Origin of the sequence: Bradyrhizobium sp. 172 (assembly GCF_023101065.1) — a bacterium.
Classification (GTDB): Bacteria; Pseudomonadota; Alphaproteobacteria; order Rhizobiales; family Xanthobacteraceae; genus Bradyrhizobium; species Bradyrhizobium canariense_D.
In genome coordinates this window covers 1,727,623-1,744,587 of record NZ_CP064701.1, presented here as the reverse complement: position 1 = coordinate 1,744,587, position 16,965 = coordinate 1,727,623, and the positions used below count along the sequence as shown (strand labels likewise).

The 16,965-nt window shown below is 61.8% G+C and carries 13 protein-coding genes and 3 pseudogenes; 9 read left to right on the top strand and 7 right to left on the bottom strand.

The genetic code is table 11. The annotated features are described in order from the left end of the window. Window positions 1-41: 41 nt before the first annotated feature. Window positions 42-488, top strand: coding sequence for a ribose 5-phosphate isomerase B (gene rpiB / locus IVB07_RS08315; protein WP_247454134.1), 447 nt, complete (start codon window positions 42-44; stop codon window positions 486-488). Between the two features lie 13 nt (window positions 489-501). Beyond that, window positions 502-1,422, top strand: coding sequence for a ribokinase (locus IVB07_RS08310; RefSeq protein WP_247489556.1), 921 nt, complete (start codon window positions 502-504; stop codon window positions 1,420-1,422). 635 nt (window positions 1,423-2,057) lie between these two features. Here the strand turns inward: IVB07_RS08310 and IVB07_RS08305 are convergent. Further along, window positions 2,058-2,423, bottom strand: coding sequence for a hypothetical protein (locus IVB07_RS08305; protein WP_247767588.1), 366 nt, complete (start codon window positions 2,421-2,423; stop codon window positions 2,058-2,060). A 322-nt stretch (window positions 2,424-2,745) separates the two neighbouring features. Between IVB07_RS08305 and IVB07_RS08300 the strand changes: the two genes are divergently transcribed. Beyond that, the gene (locus tag IVB07_RS08300; RefSeq protein ID WP_247395276.1) at window positions 2,746-2,955 is read left to right on the top strand and encodes a hypothetical protein; all 210 of its coding nucleotides are present in this window, start codon (window positions 2,746-2,748) and stop codon (window positions 2,953-2,955) included. Between the two features lie 131 nt (window positions 2,956-3,086). Then, window positions 3,087-3,275 (top strand): annotated as a pseudogene (locus IVB07_RS08295) (glycosyltransferase family 4 protein); the annotation flags it as partial. An 888-nt stretch (window positions 3,276-4,163) separates the two neighbouring features. Here the strand turns inward: IVB07_RS08295 and IVB07_RS08290 are convergent. The 4 genes and pseudogenes from IVB07_RS08290 to IVB07_RS08275 all read right to left on the bottom strand — a co-directional run. Continuing rightward, a complete protein-coding gene (locus tag IVB07_RS08290; protein ID WP_247489550.1) occupies window positions 4,164-5,210 on the bottom strand; it encodes a M23 family metallopeptidase in 1,047 nt (348 codons plus the stop codon). 22 nt (window positions 5,211-5,232) lie between these two features. Next, window positions 5,233-6,549, bottom strand: coding sequence for an HlyD family type I secretion periplasmic adaptor subunit (locus IVB07_RS08285; protein WP_247767587.1), 1,317 nt, complete (start codon window positions 6,547-6,549; stop codon window positions 5,233-5,235). Between the two features lie 41 nt (window positions 6,550-6,590). Continuing rightward, window positions 6,591-8,759, bottom strand: a complete 2,169-nt coding sequence (locus IVB07_RS08280; protein ID WP_247767586.1) for a cadherin-like domain-containing protein — start codon at window positions 8,757-8,759, stop codon at window positions 6,591-6,593. Window positions 8,760-8,775: 16 nt separating this feature from the next. Beyond that, window positions 8,776-8,961, bottom strand: a pseudogene (locus IVB07_RS08275) (type I secretion system permease/ATPase); the annotation flags it as partial. Window positions 8,962-9,394: 433 nt separating this feature from the next. Between IVB07_RS08275 and IVB07_RS08270 the strand changes: the two are divergent. The 3 genes from IVB07_RS08270 (at window position 9,395) to IVB07_RS08260 (ending at window position 11,773) form a co-directional block, all read left to right on the top strand. Continuing rightward, on the top strand, window positions 9,395-10,753 hold the full coding sequence (locus IVB07_RS08270) for an IS5 family transposase (protein ID WP_247489539.1): 1,359 nt from the start codon (window positions 9,395-9,397) through the stop codon (window positions 10,751-10,753). Window positions 10,754-11,018: 265 nt separating this feature from the next. Continuing rightward, window positions 11,019-11,210 (top strand): hypothetical protein, encoded by a 192-nt coding sequence (locus tag IVB07_RS08265; RefSeq protein WP_247767585.1) that lies wholly within the window; start codon window positions 11,019-11,021, stop codon window positions 11,208-11,210. Between the two features lie 41 nt (window positions 11,211-11,251). After that, window positions 11,252-11,773, top strand: a complete 522-nt coding sequence (locus tag IVB07_RS08260) for a substrate-binding domain-containing protein (RefSeq protein WP_247767584.1) — start codon at window positions 11,252-11,254, stop codon at window positions 11,771-11,773. A 420-nt stretch (window positions 11,774-12,193) separates the two neighbouring features. Here the strand turns inward: IVB07_RS08260 and IVB07_RS08255 are convergent. Beyond that, window positions 12,194-13,235, bottom strand: a pseudogene (locus IVB07_RS08255) (IS110 family transposase). Window positions 13,236-13,391: 156 nt separating this feature from the next. Between IVB07_RS08255 and IVB07_RS08250 the strand changes: the two are divergent. Next, complete coding sequence (locus IVB07_RS08250; RefSeq protein ID WP_247767583.1) at window positions 13,392-14,831, top strand: IS1182 family transposase; 1,440 nt, start codon at window positions 13,392-13,394, stop codon at window positions 14,829-14,831. A 248-nt stretch (window positions 14,832-15,079) separates the two neighbouring features. On the opposite strand, the gene IVB07_RS08245 is transcribed toward IVB07_RS08250, so the two are convergent. After that, window positions 15,080-15,910: a helix-turn-helix domain-containing protein gene (locus IVB07_RS08245; RefSeq protein WP_247369510.1), complete on the bottom strand. Its 831-nt coding sequence runs from the start codon at window positions 15,908-15,910 to the stop codon at window positions 15,080-15,082. A gap of 233 nt (window positions 15,911-16,143) precedes the next feature. On the opposite strand from IVB07_RS08245, the gene modA reads away from it, so the two are divergent. Further along, window positions 16,144-16,920, top strand: a complete 777-nt coding sequence (gene modA / locus IVB07_RS08240) for a molybdate ABC transporter substrate-binding protein (protein WP_247369508.1) — start codon at window positions 16,144-16,146, stop codon at window positions 16,918-16,920. Window positions 16,921-16,965: the final 45 nt, after the last annotated feature.

Below are 16,965 nucleotides of genomic sequence, written 5' to 3'. Positions count from 1 at the left end.
CGCGGCTGCCACGACCCATGCAAAATCAAGAAGGGCATCACATGCGTCTCGTCATCGGATCCGACCACGCCGGCTGGCCGCTCAAGCAAACCGTCATCGACCACATCCGCAGCCTCGGGCATGACGTCGTCGACGTCGGCTCCTATGACGACAAGCCGGTGGATTTCCCCGACATCGCCCGCGCCGTGGCTCGGAAGGTGACCTCGGGCGAAGCCGCGCGTGGCATCATGGTCTGCGGCACCGGCGTCGGCGCCTCGATCGCCGCCAACAAGATGAAGGGCATTCGGGCCGCGGTGTGCCACGACATCCATTCAGCCCATCAGAGCGTTGAGCATGACGACGTCAACGTCATGTGCATCGGCGCGCAGATCGTCGGCGCGTGGCTTGCCGTCGATCTCGTCTCGTCCTATCTCTCCGCCGAGTTCTCCACCGACGAGGATTTCCGCCGACGCGTCGAGAAGCTGCGAGTCTTGGACGAGCAAGGCTGACGGTTTCTCCGCCATGATCCTAGTGTTCGGATCGCTTAACATCGATCTGGTCGCCCGTGTCCCGGTCATTCCGGGCCCCGGCCGCACCGTGCTCGCGCCCTCCTATCGGACCCATTTCGGCGGCAAGGGCGCTAATCAGGGCGTGGCTGCCGCGCGCATTGCCGGGCCGGGACGCGTCCGAATGGCGGGCCGTATCGGACGCGACGGATTCGGCGACAGAGCGGTAGAGAATCTCCGAGCAAACGGCGTCGACACGGATCTCGTCGTCAGATCGGACCAGCCGACCGGCTGTGCCTTCATCGTGGTCGATCAGGCCGGTGAGAATGCAATTACGGTGGCAAGCGGCGCGAACACGACCGCCAGCGCCGATGACCTCCCCATCGCGCTATTCAGCCGTGACACAATCTTGGTGCTTCAGATGGAAGTGCCTTTCGCAGAAGCCCTGGAGGCCGCACGCAGGACGAAATGCGCCTCCGGCAGCGTCATCTGGAATCTCGCACCCGTGCCGGAGTTGATGACCCGCGAGATGGTGGTCCAGCTTCTCTCCGTGACCGATTATCTCCTGGTCAACGAGCATGAGGCTCTGGATGCCGCCAGGGCCATCGGCCTCGCCCCGCTGTCCGATTACGACGCCGCAGCCGCCGAACTTGCCAGGGCCGGTGACCTCAACTGCATCGTAACCGCTGGCGCGCTAGGCGCGCTCGCCTTCACCGCCGATGGCAGCTGTCTCCGCGCGCCTGCACCCTGCATCACCCCCATCGACACGACCGGGGCCGGCGATGCCTTCGTCGGCGCTTTCGCGTCTATGGTAAGTGAGATGGTGCCGTTGCAAAAGTCTTTGGAAATTGGATGCGAGGCTGCCGCATTAAATTGCCTTAAAGAGGGGGCGCAGGACGGAATGCCGGTCAGAGGTGCGGTAAAGTCGATCGCCTGACCATCAGAGATCGTTCAGGCACGATGGCTGGTAGCAGGATTCTTGACTTGCGGGTGATCGCCTTCCGCCGACGAGAGCACCTGTCGTTTGAAGCCTTTCTGAACAAGGGGCCGTTGAGAACACACGGCGTCCAGATTTCGGTCAGCTCGATATCGCCATGGGTCCGAGCTAGATGATCGTCCCGACGGCATTCGTTCGCGGTCCAGACCAGCAGATGTTCTCGCCCAGCCCCCGCCGCACTCTCGGAGCCAGCTTCAATCAGGGACGAGAATAGCTCGGATGGGATCAGGTGGATTTGGTGCAGATTGAGGAGGGAGGCTGGCGACGGCTCGATAGCGTTTACGGACGAACGCGCCGGCTTGGACGTTGTCTTTGACGCGATCTGATCCGGCGACGGCTTGCTGATGTGGTGGTCGAGATCGTGGCTACAGCAATCCTTTCGCTAGGCCAACAGATCCTGTGTCGACGGCATCGACTCCGAAACAAGCCCACGAGCAGGGCCTTAAGCTAGGGGAAGTGGGACGCCCGTCAGCCGCCCTTGGTCACACGAACCCTTTCTCGGCGAGTGGTGGTAAGCGCTTGACCGAGGAAAAGCCGCGCCCTCGACGAGCGCGGCTTGTTGCTGTCGGGGCCTGTCACCAGCGGTGATGGTGCCAGCGGTGTCGCACGACCGGATATGATCCGCGGTAATAGGCGTAAGCGGGCCGCACGGCTCGGCGGTACCGGTAGCCGTAAGACACGGGCGCCGTGTAGTAGGTCGTGGTGGCGTAACCACCGCCCCAGCGATAGGGCTCGTCGTAGCCGTAGCCAGGTCCCCATCCATAAGCCGACGAGGCAAGCCCGCCGATTACGGCGCCAGCCAGCAGACCGCCAGCGATGCCCGGTCCCCAGCCACCTCGCCAGTGCGCTTCGGCAGGAGAGATGGTGGCCACCGAGGATAGACCAAGAGCGCCGACCATCAGCGCCGACATCGCGATCTTCTTCATCGAGATTCCTTGCACATTGCTCGCGCCCTACCGATAACGGGAAAAAGAGGCAATGGTTGCAGCTGCCCGGGCGGCGCGGGCCATGGAATCCTCGCCGCCAGAGACGGCGCGCGAAGCTCCAGTGCGGAGCCGACCGCCGCAACCCCGACAACTACCACCTTGCATCCAGAAGGTCCGGCCGAAGCCAACGCCTGCAGCGCCGGCGTGCGGCACGTACGCGGGCGCATGTCAGAGCATCCTGAGCTTCCTCCCTTCGTCTACTGTCGGGAAAATCCGGAAACTTTCCGGAGCGCCTTGAGTTGGCAGCGACTGGGTTCGGTCTCTGGAGAGAGTGAGTATGGTCGACGAAGTCGTCTTGAAGAACGCCGCGGAGACCGCCTGGACGGTGTATCGGACGCGGCACCCCGAGGTCGATGCGCACGACAGCCGGCGCTGCCTGCTGGAGCGTCACCTCCACAGCAGGTCGGAAGCGCGCGCAAGCGATACCGAAGAGCTCGCAGGCTTCGGAATAGCCTACCTGCAGCGGCTTTCTCGAGACGGATGTTGACGGCCGTGAAGGCGCTCGCAGCGCGCGTGGCAGGGGGAAGCACGAGGCCCAATTGGACGCTGCTCGCGATTTCGTCGCTCATTTCTGGGACGATCGTGACGGTCGTGCGGTTCGTGTTGGGGGCCTAGCCGATGCGGATCGCCCAGCTTGCTCCGTTGGCCGAGAGCGTACCTCCAAAGCTCTACGGCGGCACCGAGCGCGTGATCGCCTGGCTGGTGGACGAACTGGTCGAACCGGAACACGACGTCACCCTGTTCGCAAGCGCGGACTCTAAGACGAAAGGAAAGCTCCAGGCGGTGTGGCCGCGCGCGCTGCGGCTGGGGCGGAAGGGGTGTCTAGTCAACCCCGTTGTTCTAACATCAATTTATTGAGCTGAGCGGCACTAGCTACGGTCCTTACAACGGTCATTTTCATAGCATCAGAACCGTAGTTTTTAGCGCAAAGCGCGGCTCGGGTCGCGCCGCCTTTTTACTTGGAAGCGGCCGCTGGGGGTGAATACCGGCAAAGCCGACCGGGGCGGCCTCGATTTGAACGTCAAAGGACCAAGGTCCGAGCCCCAGCGCGCTTACCAACTAGTCCGCCGCAATCACCGGTACCGACCATTGGACACCGGAAGACGATCTAAAACTCATCGTGCTCACGGCGAAACGTTCCGACGACCGCAGACCGCACATGTCGACCCGCGACCAATTGCGACGCCTGCGAAACATGCTTCATGAACGAGAGAATCCCAAGTCCCAGGTCCCATCGAGCCGGGCTCTCTCGAAGAGACCAATCAATTGGTTTGCAAATGATAGTTGTTGTTCAGCTCAGGCGGGTGCCGGGCAATCATGGCGCCTGTGAACGCTGCTTTTCGCTCGAAGTATCGGAAACTGCGGGATTGGCGGGGCCTTGGCCCACGTCGTTGCGTTTGTGCAGGTCTCCCAGCCAAAGGATGGGTCCTCGCAGCTTTTCGCTGCGTGGGCCGTGCCGAATGCCGAACTGTTCGACAAAGCCCCTGAACGTATTCGTGAGGGCCACGAGCTTCACCCCCATGATCCGGATATTTCCGGGTAGCCATCGGCTCGCTGGTGTCCTGGGTGAAGAGCGGCTCATTGCGCGTTCCTGGCGTCATAGAATCAAGAAACCACGAGCGCCGGATTATTCCGCGGTCGAAGAAATTCTGGGCGGCAGTTCCAGGTGCAGTTTAGCTTTCACAGCGTATCAAGCTACCGTTCGCCCTCGCTTCGGATCAGGATTGATCGGGTGGCCGATGAGATCGTCTTCCCACCCGAGACCATTTCGACTTGCAGTCCATACTCCCCTGCTCGTTGCGCGGGCTTCCCTCCGGCATAGGCGATGTAGTTCGCCTTCCGCCTTTCGAGCGGTTTGGTTTCGATTTGCATCAGCGTTTTTCCGTCCGGATCGACGATGCGCATTCTGAAAACGCTGTCGCCCTCGACGTTGATCCCCCAGACCCAAGCGATGACCGGTTGCGACGTATTGGGCACGGCTGGTTCACCTTCGCGAACGAGCCTCGGAAGCTCGGGCGGAGCGTTGGCGAGCCCGACCAGCAGGATCGCCGAAGCCGAACGGGAAAGTGCATCCCGGACGGCCGGTTCGAACAGGCTTCCCCCGGTTGCGCCGCAGGTTTCTCGACCGATTCCAAGTGGCCGGCCCGTCAGGGGTTCGATCGTCCTGCCATCCTTTCGGACCGACAAGTGCAGATGGGGAAATTCGGCCAAGCCCGATGCCCCGATCGACCCCAGGCGGTCGCCTTTCTTCACGTGCGCTCCGGGCCGGACGACGATGCTGCCTTCCTTGAGGTGGCAGTATTGTGAGGCCAGCCCCCCGGAATGCTCTACAAGGACGCCGTTACCGCACTCCTTTCCCCCGGTATCTTTATCTTGTGCCCGATCGTAGATGCGGTCTGGAATGCCGTCCCTCACGCGCGCGACGGTTCCTTCGGCGGTTGCGATCACGGGCGTTTGACGATCGATATCCTTGAGCGTGCGGATGCGAATGTCCCAACCGTCGTGCCCCTGGTACGTGGCGTTGCCGCAGAGCGGATCCAACGCCTGGTCGCCTGGATCGACGTCCGGCATCTGCTGCACGAAGCAGTCCACGCCCAGGCGGCAGTCGACAGGCAGTCCCAGGTTGGGAGACAACTGGTCGTCCGCGCGTGCCGGCTGGATTGCCGCCGATAGAATCATGATCAACGCCGGCGCCAGCCGGTATCGGCTGTGCGTCGCGCAATGGGACTTGAGCTTGAACATTTTCGCAGCAGGGAACAGAACTCTACTCCTCCCGGAAGGATTTCATCATCTGATCCGTGAACGGCTTTATCAGGTAGGAAAGTGCCGTCCTATCGCCGGTGGTTAGGAAAACCTCAACCGGCATGCCGGGCACGATCGGCTTGCCGGCTACTTGCCTTTGGCCACCCGCTATCGCGATGGTGCTGAGATAGTACGTCTGGCCGCTGGCCTGGTCCAGGGTCGCCGCCGCCCCGATCGTTTCGACCGTACCCGCCACTTCCGGCGTGGTCCGCTGGTTGAAGGAGGAGAATCTGAGCCTCGCCGATTGCCCGGTCGTGGCCTGGTCGATGTCGGTCGGAGACAGCTTCGCTTCGACGACCAGGTCGGCGCTTTCGGGCACGATGGACATGAGCGTCTCTTTGGGGGCGATCACGCCGTTGACCGAATTGACGGCGAGCTCGTTGACGGTGCCGGAGATAGGCGAACGGATCACGATGCGCGACAGGCGGTCCAGCGACGCCACGATCCGTTCCTGAAGCTCCGCCAGTTTTCCGTCGACGTCGCGCAAGTCCCGCTGACCGTCGGTTCGCGCCTGCTGGTCGAGTTCGATGATCTTGATCCGCGACTCGCTGATCTGTCCCTTGACGCGGGCGATGTTGGCGTCGATCTCGCCTTTGAGGCCGTCGATCTTGACGAGATCGCGCTCCATGGTGCGGATCTTGCCGATTTCTATGAAACCCTTGTTGTAGAGCGGCGTCAGACGCTCGAGATCCTCTTTGACCATCTTGCGCTCATTGGCGTTGGCCTCCTGCTGCGCGGTCAGCCCGCGGACCTGCTCCTCGAACTGCGCGATCTGCAGCGACAACTGATCGCGCCTGGCCTCCCGCACGGCCAAGTTCTCGTTGAAGAGCCGGATCTCGCCCCGCGCGATCTCCGCCGTGAACGGGTCGTGCTCGAACCGGGAGTCGAACCTGATGGCCGTGGCTCCTTCGCGCTCGGCCAGATGCCGCGCCCTTCGGCCCTCGAGCTCCGCGCGCTGCCCCTTGAGCACGCCTAGTTCCGCCTTGGTCTGGGTCTCGTCTAGTCTGACGAGGACATCGCCCACCTTCACGGCGTCGCCATTGGCGACCAGGATCTCGCCCACGACGCCACCGTCGCGGTGCTGGATCAGCTTGACCTGCTTCCTGACTGCGACCTTGCCTTGCGCGATCACGGCACCGGTCAGCTCGGCGTGCACCGCCCAGCCGCCGCATCCGCCGATCAGGGCGATGGCGAGAACGGCCACCATGGTCACGCGCGAGCGGATCCCGAACGACTGCTTCGCAGCGCGCGCGGGCCGTTCCGTGGGCTTCAGGTTCATCGTTCATTCTCCGTTGTTAGAGCCGGCACGTGTCCGCCGATTCACGATAAGTGGTGCGCGTTCGTTTGCTGGGGGGCAGTGAAAACAAAATTGCTCTCGTTGAGGTCGAGGTTACCATCCAGCACGATCTCGAAATCGTGCTCCGCGTCGCCGTCGAGATGGCCCGAGACGATCGTGATCTCCTGGTCCGAAACGACTTCATGGCGGTAGGTGACGGCGCCGACCTCGTCGAAGGTGGCCTGGTCGGCCCCGGCGAAGAACAGCCTCTTGCCCGAGAAATCGTCGAGTTCCTGTCCGACTCTGGACAGATCGAGCTTGTCGCCGACGCTGAAGTCCACGATGTGGTCGCGTGGTCCGCCGTCGTTCTTCAGAGAAGCCAGGTCCTGGAAGACGAAGGTGTCGTTGCCGTCGCCGCCCTCCATGATATTCACGTGGGCGTCGGCAACCAGGCGGTCGCGTCCGTGGCCGCCCTGGACATTCTCGATCTCGAAGATCTGTGCGCTCTGCCCGTCGCAGATTTCGACGATTCCGTCGGGGAGGTCGACGTTCTCGTCGAACACGATCTGCGACAGATCCAGCGTGTCCGCGCCGTCACCTCCGTGAATGACGTCGTGGCCCGCCTCGACGCCGAGGACGATCACGTCGTCCCCGCAGCCGGCGTCGATGCAGTCGTTGCCCGAGCCCCCCGCCAGCACGTCGTCGCCGGCGCCGCCGTCCACATCATCGCCGCCCGCGCCGCCCGCGATGTGGTCGTCTCCCGCGTCTCCGCGGACGGTGTCGTTACCGGCACCGCCGTCCAGGTGGTCGTCCCCTTCCCCGCCATGGATCGTGTCGTCGCCGGCGCCCCCTGCGATGCAGTCGTTGCCGGCCCCGCCCAGCAGCACGTCCTTGCCGGCGCCGCCGTCGATATGGTCGTCGCCTTGCTCGCCCTCGATCCTGTCGTTCCCGTCGTCACCATGGAGGGTGTCGTTGCCGGGACCGCCTATGAGCGTGTCGTTGCCCCGCCCTCCGGAGGCAAAGTCGTCGCCCTCGCCACCTAGGATGAGGTCGTTGCCGTCCTCGCCGTAGAGCGTATCGTCGCCGGCTTCGCCGAACAGCGTGTCGTTGCCCGCCCCGCCGAAGATGATGTCGTTGCCCGGGCCTCCGAACAGGGTGTCGTCACCGTCGCCGCCCACCAGCCGGTCATTGCCCTCGCCGCCGTAGATCGTATCGGCGCTTTCGCGGCCGTAGACGATGTCATTGCCGGCGCCGGCGTCGATCACGTCGATGAGAGGCGTTCCGATCAGAAGATCGTCGCCTTCGGTACCGTGTATCTCCTCGTCGGGCGCGGCGTGCAGATCCGCATGCGCCGCCTGGACGATCGAGACGGTGCCGTCGGAGATGCGGTAGCTGAACTGGACCGGGCCGATATCGTCGTGTTCCGGCGTGTAGAGCCAACGGTCCGCTCCCAACGCCTGCAGCGACCCGTGATCGACCTGGAGGGCCTGCACCGAAAGCCGGTCGCCGTCCGGATCGCTGGCGCCATTCAGCAACTGACCGAGCGAGATGATGAAGGCTTCGTTGACGAGCCCGCTGCCGAGATCGACCGCCCCGGCGCTCACCGGGGCGTGGTTGACCCGCTTCGTCGGATCGGGGGGCGGGTCCTTGATCGTCGGTGGCGGCTTTTTTGGCTCGTCAACATGGGGCCCGTGTGGTCGTCGGAAGACCCTCCGCCTCCGCCACCTCCACCACCCCCACCCCGCCTCCGCCGGCGACCGGTGTGCCGTCTGCCCCCGCGGCAGCGGATGCGCGGGAGCCGGCGCGTTCTGGTTCGCCGGGACCAGCGACAGCCGCGGCCCTTCCGTCCTGTCGAACCTGAGCCTGTCCGGATCGACTGCCGCTTCGAACGCTTCGTTCATCGATACCGCGTGCAGCCCGAAGGCACGGACGAGTTCGGACGATCCTGCGCTCCGCTCCACGGCGATGGACGGCGCGACCGACGTATCCGCTTCCGGCTGCGTTGCCGCTTCCGGAGAGTCCGGCTTCGGCAGATGGGGCGCATCCTCCTTGCCTTCGCCGAACACCTGTTTCAGCAGCAGTCCCCACGATGCGATCAGGATGGCGGGCACGATGGAACTGACGCGCGACCGCTCTTCGATGAGCGCGAAGCGGCGCGCCGGCGCGTCGAGCGCGCTGCGGTCCGGAATTCCCAACGACAGCCGATCGTCCATGGCCACCTCCCGCTGATCAAGCCGTCGCTGCGGCGGGGAACGGGATCGGCGCCGCCGGCGCGCCGACCACCTTGTCCTTCGGTCCGAACGCGACCAACTTGCCGCCCTGCACCACGCCGACGTAGTCCACCGCCGCCAGCGCCTTCGGCCGGTGCGCGATCACGATGACGATCCCGCCGCGCGCCTTGACGCCTTCGATGGCCTCCCGCGCGACCAACCGCGTGTCCGCGGTCATGGCGTATCAGAGGATGCGCCAGTCCGGCCAACACGCTTGAAGGATGACAATCCATATCACGCTGCGAACCGCGCTGCGCTGACGTGGGATCACCTGGGCAGCGCCTCATGCTAAGGCCCACGCGGGTAGTGGACCAAATGTCTTACGGAGACCAATACCGCAGCCAGTTGGAGTCACCTTACTCGCTGGCCCAAGCAAGCGGGACTTCTGCGCCTTCGGCCCGAGATCAGAAAGTCGTCCGTGAACAAGGCTCTAAGCGATTGAGCAGGAGTCAGTTTTCCGGTTGCGGCGGCATTTGAGATTGCAGGGATTGGGGGCTTGAGGCCCCCAAACCTTGCAATTTTGGTTTGTGGATTCCCTTTTGCTGCGGACCATGATTCTGTGTGCATCGGAGGGGCCGATGCGACCGAAGAAGCACAGGACGACGGGATCGAACGATCTGTTCCGGGCGCGGCTGGACCAGATCATCAACATGAAGCACGAGCTGGTTCAGCTCGCCGGCAAGATCGATTGGGACTGGATCGACGGCGAGGTCGCGCCGCTCTACAGCGAGAATGGCCGGCCCGGGATCGAGACCCGGTTCATGATCGGGCTGCTGTTGCTCAAGCACACTTACGGGCTTTCCGATGAGGGCGTTTGCGAGCGCTGGGTTCACGACCCGTATTTCCAGTTCTTCACCGGGCAAGAGTTCTTTCAGCATGCCTTCCCGCACGAGCGCTCGGACCTGAGCCATTGGCGCAAGCGGCTCGGCGACAAGTTGGAGCTGCTGCTGGCGGAGAGCCTGCGGGTGGCGCACGAGGCCGGCGCGTTACGCGGCCAGGACCTCAAGCGCGTCACCGTCGACACCACGGTGCAGCCGAAGGCCATCACCTTTCCGACCGATGCCAAGCTGCTTCATGCGGCTATCAAGGGGCTCAACCGCCTGGCGAGAAGGCACGCCGTCAGGCTGCGGCAATCCTATTCTCGTGTGGCCAAGGCCGCCGCGATGATGGCGGGCCGCTACGCCCATGCCAAACAGTTCAGCCGGCATCAGCGGCAGTTGCGCATTCTGCGCAGCCGGCTCGGCCGTATCATCCGCGACATCCGCCGCAAGATCGAGGGCCAGCCGGCACTGGAGGAGGCATTCGCCCTCCCGCTTGGCCGGGCCGTGCAAATCCGCTCGCAGCAGCAGCGCCAGCGCGGCTGGAAGCTTTATTCCTTCCATGCCCCGGAGGTGGAATGCATCGGCAAAGGCAAGGCCGCAGCCCCTTACGAGTTCGGCGTGAAGGCCTCCATCGTCAGCAACAACCGCCGGGCGCCCGGTGGCCTGTTCGTACTGCACGCCAGGTCGCTGCCCGATAATCCCTACGACGGTCATACCCTGCGGGACGTCATCGACCGCACCGAGGCGCTCACCGGCTGTCCGATCGAGCGGGCCTATGTCGACAAGGGATATCGCGGCCACGACACGCAAAATCCCCGTCGCGTCTTCATTTCGGGCCAGAAGCGCGGCGTGTTCGGCGCCATCAAGCGCGAGCTCCGGCGCCGCTCCGCCATCGAGCCCATCATCGGACATCTGAAGGCCGAAGGTCACCTTGGCCGCTGCTATCTCAAAGGCCGCGCCGGCGACGCCGCCAACGTCGTGCTCTCAGCAGTCGGCCACAACTTCCGCCGTATCCTCGCCTGGCTCAGAGAACTCTTGTGCCTCTTCCTGATCCAGCTATCGCATCACGCTTGCCTGTCCGCCCCCGCTCAATTCGGCTTCTTAACGGACGACTGAGTACACCCCTTTTTCCTCAGCCACGGAGGTAAAGGCTACCGTGGTGCCAACCAGTTGAAAAGGGCGTTGGTCGTGGCGCACTTTGGAGTCAGGAAATGGCCGGTGGCTGACTTCCTCTCTGGGCCTAGCCCGTTCCGCTTCCGAGGGTTGAACTTGGAGCCGCCGAGGGCTGCCTTTGACCCATCTGAGACATTAGACGGTGGACCAGGAGCAGCGTAACGTCCACGTGCGTCAAACGTGGGTTCATATACTCGGGAGAGGTTTCATGAGGACTGTGTTTTCCTTCGCGGCAGTGGGTATCTTGGTCGGCATGATGCTGTCACCAGCGGCGACCGCAGCTGAGTTGAGGGTTCTGGCCGGCGGCGCCATGACAGCAGTGTGGGCGGGTCTCAAGCCGAAGTTCGAACAAACCTCAGGTCACAAGCTCGATATCTTCTTCGCACCACTCCGAACCTGATCAAGGAAGCTACCTCCGGCAAGCCGTTCGATGTCGGCGTCGTGCCGGTCGAGGTAATGAGGGACGCCGCCGCGCGATCACACTTCGCAGCCGGGCCGACGCTGGACATAGCTCGTGTTGGCCTCGGTGTCGCGGTTCGCGACGGTGCGCCGAAGCCCAACATCTCCACGCCCGACGTGTTTAAAGCTGCCTTGCTTAACGCGGAATCGGTCGCCTCGATTCCGGAAAGCGCAACCGGCTATTCAATAGCGAAAGTATTCGAGCGCCTCAACATCACCGAACAGATGAAAGCCAAGATGAAAGCGCAGCCGACCCCCGCACAGGTCGTCGCTGTAGTCGCCAACGGAGAGGCCGAACTCGCGCTGTTCCTGATGAACGTCTTGACGGTGCCGGGCCTCGATGTGGTTGGCCCGTTCCCTGCTGACTTGCAGCAGGATGTCGTATTCACGGCCGCGCTCGGTGCGGCCACGAAGGAAGCCGCAGCCGCGAAGGCGCTCGTCGACTACCTGAAAACGCCGGACGCCATATCGGTGATCAAGAGCAAAGGTATGACGCCGGGGTGAAACAATCAGCTGCTTCGTGGGGCAACGACGTTCAATAGACGCTGCTACAGCGGATTGCTTAACCCGCTGGTGCATGTCGGCTGATGGCCCATCGCGTAGGTTGGCGCAGTACTGCGACATGTCCGGTGCTGGGGGTGGACCTGAAGAGCCGGATTCAGGCGCAGACCAACGCGATTGACCCTGGCTGTTCTCTAATTCCGGGAGTGAGGTCAAGCTCTCCTTGAACATCCTTGCCGGGTCCATGGTTCTCTCCGCGGTAGGGGCGTGCCCTCCGCATGATGGCGTAAGATGACGTTAGCGGATCAATGTGTGAAGCGCGCTTTGCCCTCTCGAGCACCGCAAAGCCAGGGGCGATCTCACCAACGCCAGCGTCCCGGCAGGGACGTTCGCTCCCGCTGTTCGGCGGGAACTCGTTATCCATTATGCAGGCTGATCAGCAGCATCCCTTGATGACCATTTAAATTCGGTACCATCGATCCACATCCGATGCAGAATGACAGCAAGTTTTCGGGCAACCGCAACCTTGGCTTTGCGTAGGCCGCTTCGTTTCGCAAGCCGAATACCCCACGCTTTGAGTGCTGACCATTTTGCTACGCGTGTCAGCAGCACATTGGCCGCCTCGTAGAGGTAACTTCGCAGCATCTTATCGCCGCATTTCGAGATTCGGCCCGTCCAGTCAATCTCCCCGGATGCGTATCGGCGAGTCGTTAGCCCTGCGTAGGCTCCGACGCTTCGTGACCTCTTGAAGCGAGCGGGGTCATCGATCGTCGCAAGGAAGCAAAGGGCCGTGACCGGGCCGACGCCAGGAGCCGTCATGAACCGTCGCACCTGAGCATTGTTGCGAGCCAGCCGCAGCACCTTGCGGTCAAGGTCCGCAATCTGTTGCTCGACGGCCTCGCGTGCCTTTAGCAATGGATCGACAGCGGCAAAAAGCTCTGACCGTTCCTCGGCCAACTGCGCGGCGCGCACAGCAAACACATTCATCTTTGCTCGTCCGATGACGAGCCCAAGATTCTTGAGGAGCCCCCGGATTTGATTTTCGATATCCCGCTTGATCTTGACGAGCAGAGCTCGACTGACAAGAAGGGCTTTGGTCGCATGACTGTCGAGATCCTTGACGCAAACCTCCTTGTACCAACCACATTGCATGATGCGCGCAATGCCAGCAGCGTCATTTCGGTCGCTTTTGTTGATCTGCATCTTCAGAACCGCCTTCGCATGCCTGGCGTCAATGCAGATAACGGGTAACCCGATCTTATTCAGCTCGGTCCACAGCCATGTCGACGTTGCTCCGGTCTCAAGTCCAATCCGAACGACGTGTGACGTGTGCAATTTGATGTACGTCGCGATCGCCTCCGGGTCAGACGTAACCACCCCTTCGCGCTCGACCTTTCCTTGTCCGATCGACGATGCAGATCGAGGTCAGTTTCAGTGACACGTCTAATCCGACATAGTGCTCCATTGCCTCTCTCCATCATTGCAAGGCCCTGGGGTGGGCCTCGTCGAGTCCTGGAGAGCTGATTCGCAGAGCCTGAGTATGGCTCCGAGCCCGGAATTATCCCATGTGTGAAAACGCCGTGCCTGCTATGATTCCCGCACTGAATCGGCGGGGGCTGGCATGGCTCGTTTTGTTCAAGGAGCTGATCGCGGGCAATCTACTTTGTTGCTGGAATGCCTGGACGACTGGGTTGCAGATGACAATCCGGTTCGCGTGATCGACGCCTTCGTTGCAGCCCTCGATCTGGCTGAACTTGGGTTCGGTGGCGTTGAGCCTGCCGGCACAGGTAGGCCGTCGTATCATCCGGCCGCGCTCTTAGGGCTCTACATTTACGGTTATCTCAACCGTGTCCACTCGAGCCGCCGGCTTGAGCGTGAAGCTGGCCGCAACGTCGAAGTGATGTGGCTGCTCGCCAGGCTTGCGCCCGATCACAAAACGATTGCCGATTTCCGCAAGGACAATGGTCCCGGCATCAAAAAGGTCTGCGCGCGCTTCGTCGAGGTGTGCCGCAAGATGGGCTTGCTCGCGACAACCAGCGTTGCGATCGACGGCAGCAAATTCAAAGCAGTCAATAATCGCGATAAGAACTTCACGCGCGGCAAAGTCGAGCGGCGGCGCACGCAATTGGAGGAGAGTGTTGCGCGCTATCTCGCTCAGCTCGATACCGCCGACCGGCAGGAGCCGTCGGAAACACTGGAGTTAAAAAAGACGCGGATCAAAGAACGGCTCAAAAATCTGACCGTTGAAATGGCGAAACTCGCAGCGATTGAAAAACAGGTTCTGGCGTCGCCCGATCAGCAGATATCGTTCACTGATCCCGACAGCCGTTCGATGGCCACGAGCGGCCGTGGTTCTGGCGTCGTCGGCTACAACGTGCAGACGGCGGTTGATACAGAAAACCATCTGATCGTCGCGCACGAGGTGACAACAAGCGGCTCAGACCGGTCGCAACTTGCAAACATAGCCCGGCAAGCCAAAGCAGTTCTTGAGGCCGACACGCTCGATGTTGTCGCCGATCGCGGCTACTTCAAGGGTGAAGAAATCGTGACGTGCGAGCAATCTGGCATCACGGTGACTTTGCCCAAGCTGATGACATCGGGTGCGAAGGCTTCGGGACGCTTCGGCAAACAGGACTTTGCTTATCTGCCAAATGAGGATGTTTATCGCTGCCCTGCCGGTGAGAAACTCAAATATTATTATACCAACGACGAAGACGGCCAGAAGCTGCGCAACTATTGGACGAACGCCTGCAAAACCTGTCCACTCAAATCGAAGTGCACGCCGAGCCCACAACGCCGTATCAAGCGATGGGTGCACGAGGACGTTCTCGAACGCGCTCAGGCGCGGCTCGACAAGAATCCAAACGCCATGCGCACACGCCGCGAGACCGTCGAGCATCCGTTCGGCACACTGAAGATGCGCATGGGCGCGACGCACTTCTTGTGCGTGACGCTGCCGAAAGTTGCGACCGAGATGGCGCTGTGCGTGCTCGGCTACAATCTGACACGCGTGCTGAACATCGTCGGGATGAAACCGCTGCTGGCGGCGGTGAGGGCGTGATACGGCCGTTGCCGCGCGCCGTTGCGGTTCATGGGGCGCGTAAAAGAGCCCCGACATTGCCTCAGGATGAGTTCTGGTCGAGCGGCCGTAAAACTTGCCCAAATTGATCGGACCGCGATAGCCTGAATTCGACCGCGCCGGTCCGCGTCATGCAACAGCGTTTTTACACGACCAAGACCCATTGCCGACATGCCTCCCATAACTCTAGGCGTTGCCATTGGTGAAGCCGGCTTCCCTTTGTCGCAAAGCTAACGGCGCGGCGGTCGCAGGGTGGCCGCATTGCTGAGTTCAAATTCAACCGCCGTGGCGTGCCTGAGAAGGCAAGCTACGATCTCCTCGGTGCGTTCGGGCGAGCGCCGTCGCGGTGTTGGCGTTATGGTAAGAGCGCCACGAGCTATGCCAAAAGAAGACCGGATCATCACGGATACGGGGCTTGCGCCAGGAATGAGGGATATTGCGCGTTCTGCAAAGCCCTTCGATCGGGCCACCGCAACCTCCTGCAAGATCGCTTCCGTCGATAGGCCGTAACGAGAGAAACGCGATCGGTTTTTGGCGAGCACTTCGCGCGCCGCGTCGGTTTGCATGCTGGATAGGATCGCAATTCCGGCGTTGGAAACGCCAAGGGGGCGGCGTTCACCGACATCCCAAGCGAGGGCCTGGATAGGGTAGGTTCCGAGCTGCCTTGCGACGCAGACCGTCTCAAGTCCCACCCAGCGTGTGAAAAAGCCGGTGTCACCAAGTTCACGGACGGCAGCCCGCAGATGAGGACTAACGATATCGAGTAGGGGATCCCGTATTCGCCGCGAAAGCGCCAGCAGTGGTATCTGCTCGCCAATCAGATATCGTTGAGAGCCTTGTCGCCTCTCAACGATGCCTTCCGCAATCAAGACGCTCAGTATGCGATGTGTCGTTGGGCGAGTTAGTTCCGCCTGTTTCGCAATTTCGGTGAGTCCTAGGCCAGCCTCGCGGGCAGTTGCCAGGATCCGCAACACAGCCACTGCTCTCTGAATGCTTTGCGTTCCGCCCGGCAAATCGACGGATGCGGCGCCGGCGGTATGGCGAGAGCCACGAGCTGTCATGGGATGCGCCTTGAAGAAACGATATTGCTCCCCGGTGAGGTGCCAACCTTACCGTGGCACAGCTCCCCGCAAGTGTCCACGATGTGGAAATTCTCTGCGCTTTTCCATTGCGTCGCGGCGCGTTGCGGCAAACTCTGCGCGAAGAACCCGGGGCGACGTAGGCTTACGTGCTAATCATTAGATGGTCGCCTATCTCCCCGAAAGCGAAACAAGACGTCCAAGGGAGAAATGCCATGAACCGGCGCAACTTACTAAGTGTCTCTGCGGGAGTTGCAATTGGGCTGGTATCGCTCGGCGTCACTGTGGGAGCTGCCGCCAAAGCCGCCGAGGTCAAGCTTCTATCTGCCTCTGCATTGCATCCCGCAATTGATGCCCTCATACCGGATTTTGAGAAATCCTCGGGGCACAAGGTAACGGTCGACTACGGAACCGCTGGTGCTGTTGCGGACCGCGTCCAAAAGGGTGAGGCTGCCGACATCATCTTGAGTTCGGTCCAAACGGTCGACCGGCTTGAAGCGCAGGGCAGAATCGTGGCCGGGAACCGCATCGTTATCGCGAAGGTCGGTGTTGGCGCGTTTGTGCGCAAGGGTGCCGCGAAGCCCGATATAAGTTCGGCCGACGCCTTTAAACGCACGATGCTGGTCGCAAGAGCGATCGCTTATCCCGATCCGGCCGGAGGAGGTGCCAGTGGCATCTACGTGGCCAACTTGCTCGAACGAATGGGGATTGCTGGGGAGATGAAGGCCAAGACAAGACTGTCAACGCTTGGAACACTGTATGCGAGCGTGGCCAGCGGGGAAGTCGAGATCGGCTTCAATCAAGTAAGCGAAATCTTGGCTCAACCAACCGTCGAACTTATTGCCCCGTTGCCCCCAGATATACAGAATTACACCCAGTTCGCCCCAGGCATCATTACAGGTAGCAGTCAGGCTGACGCCGCACAAGCGCTGGTCGCATTCCTGTCCATGCCCGCCAGCCGGACCGTTCTGAAGGCAAAGGGTTTCGAATAGCGTCGTGCAGCGTGGAAAGATGCACCTCGGTTGGTGATCCACGGC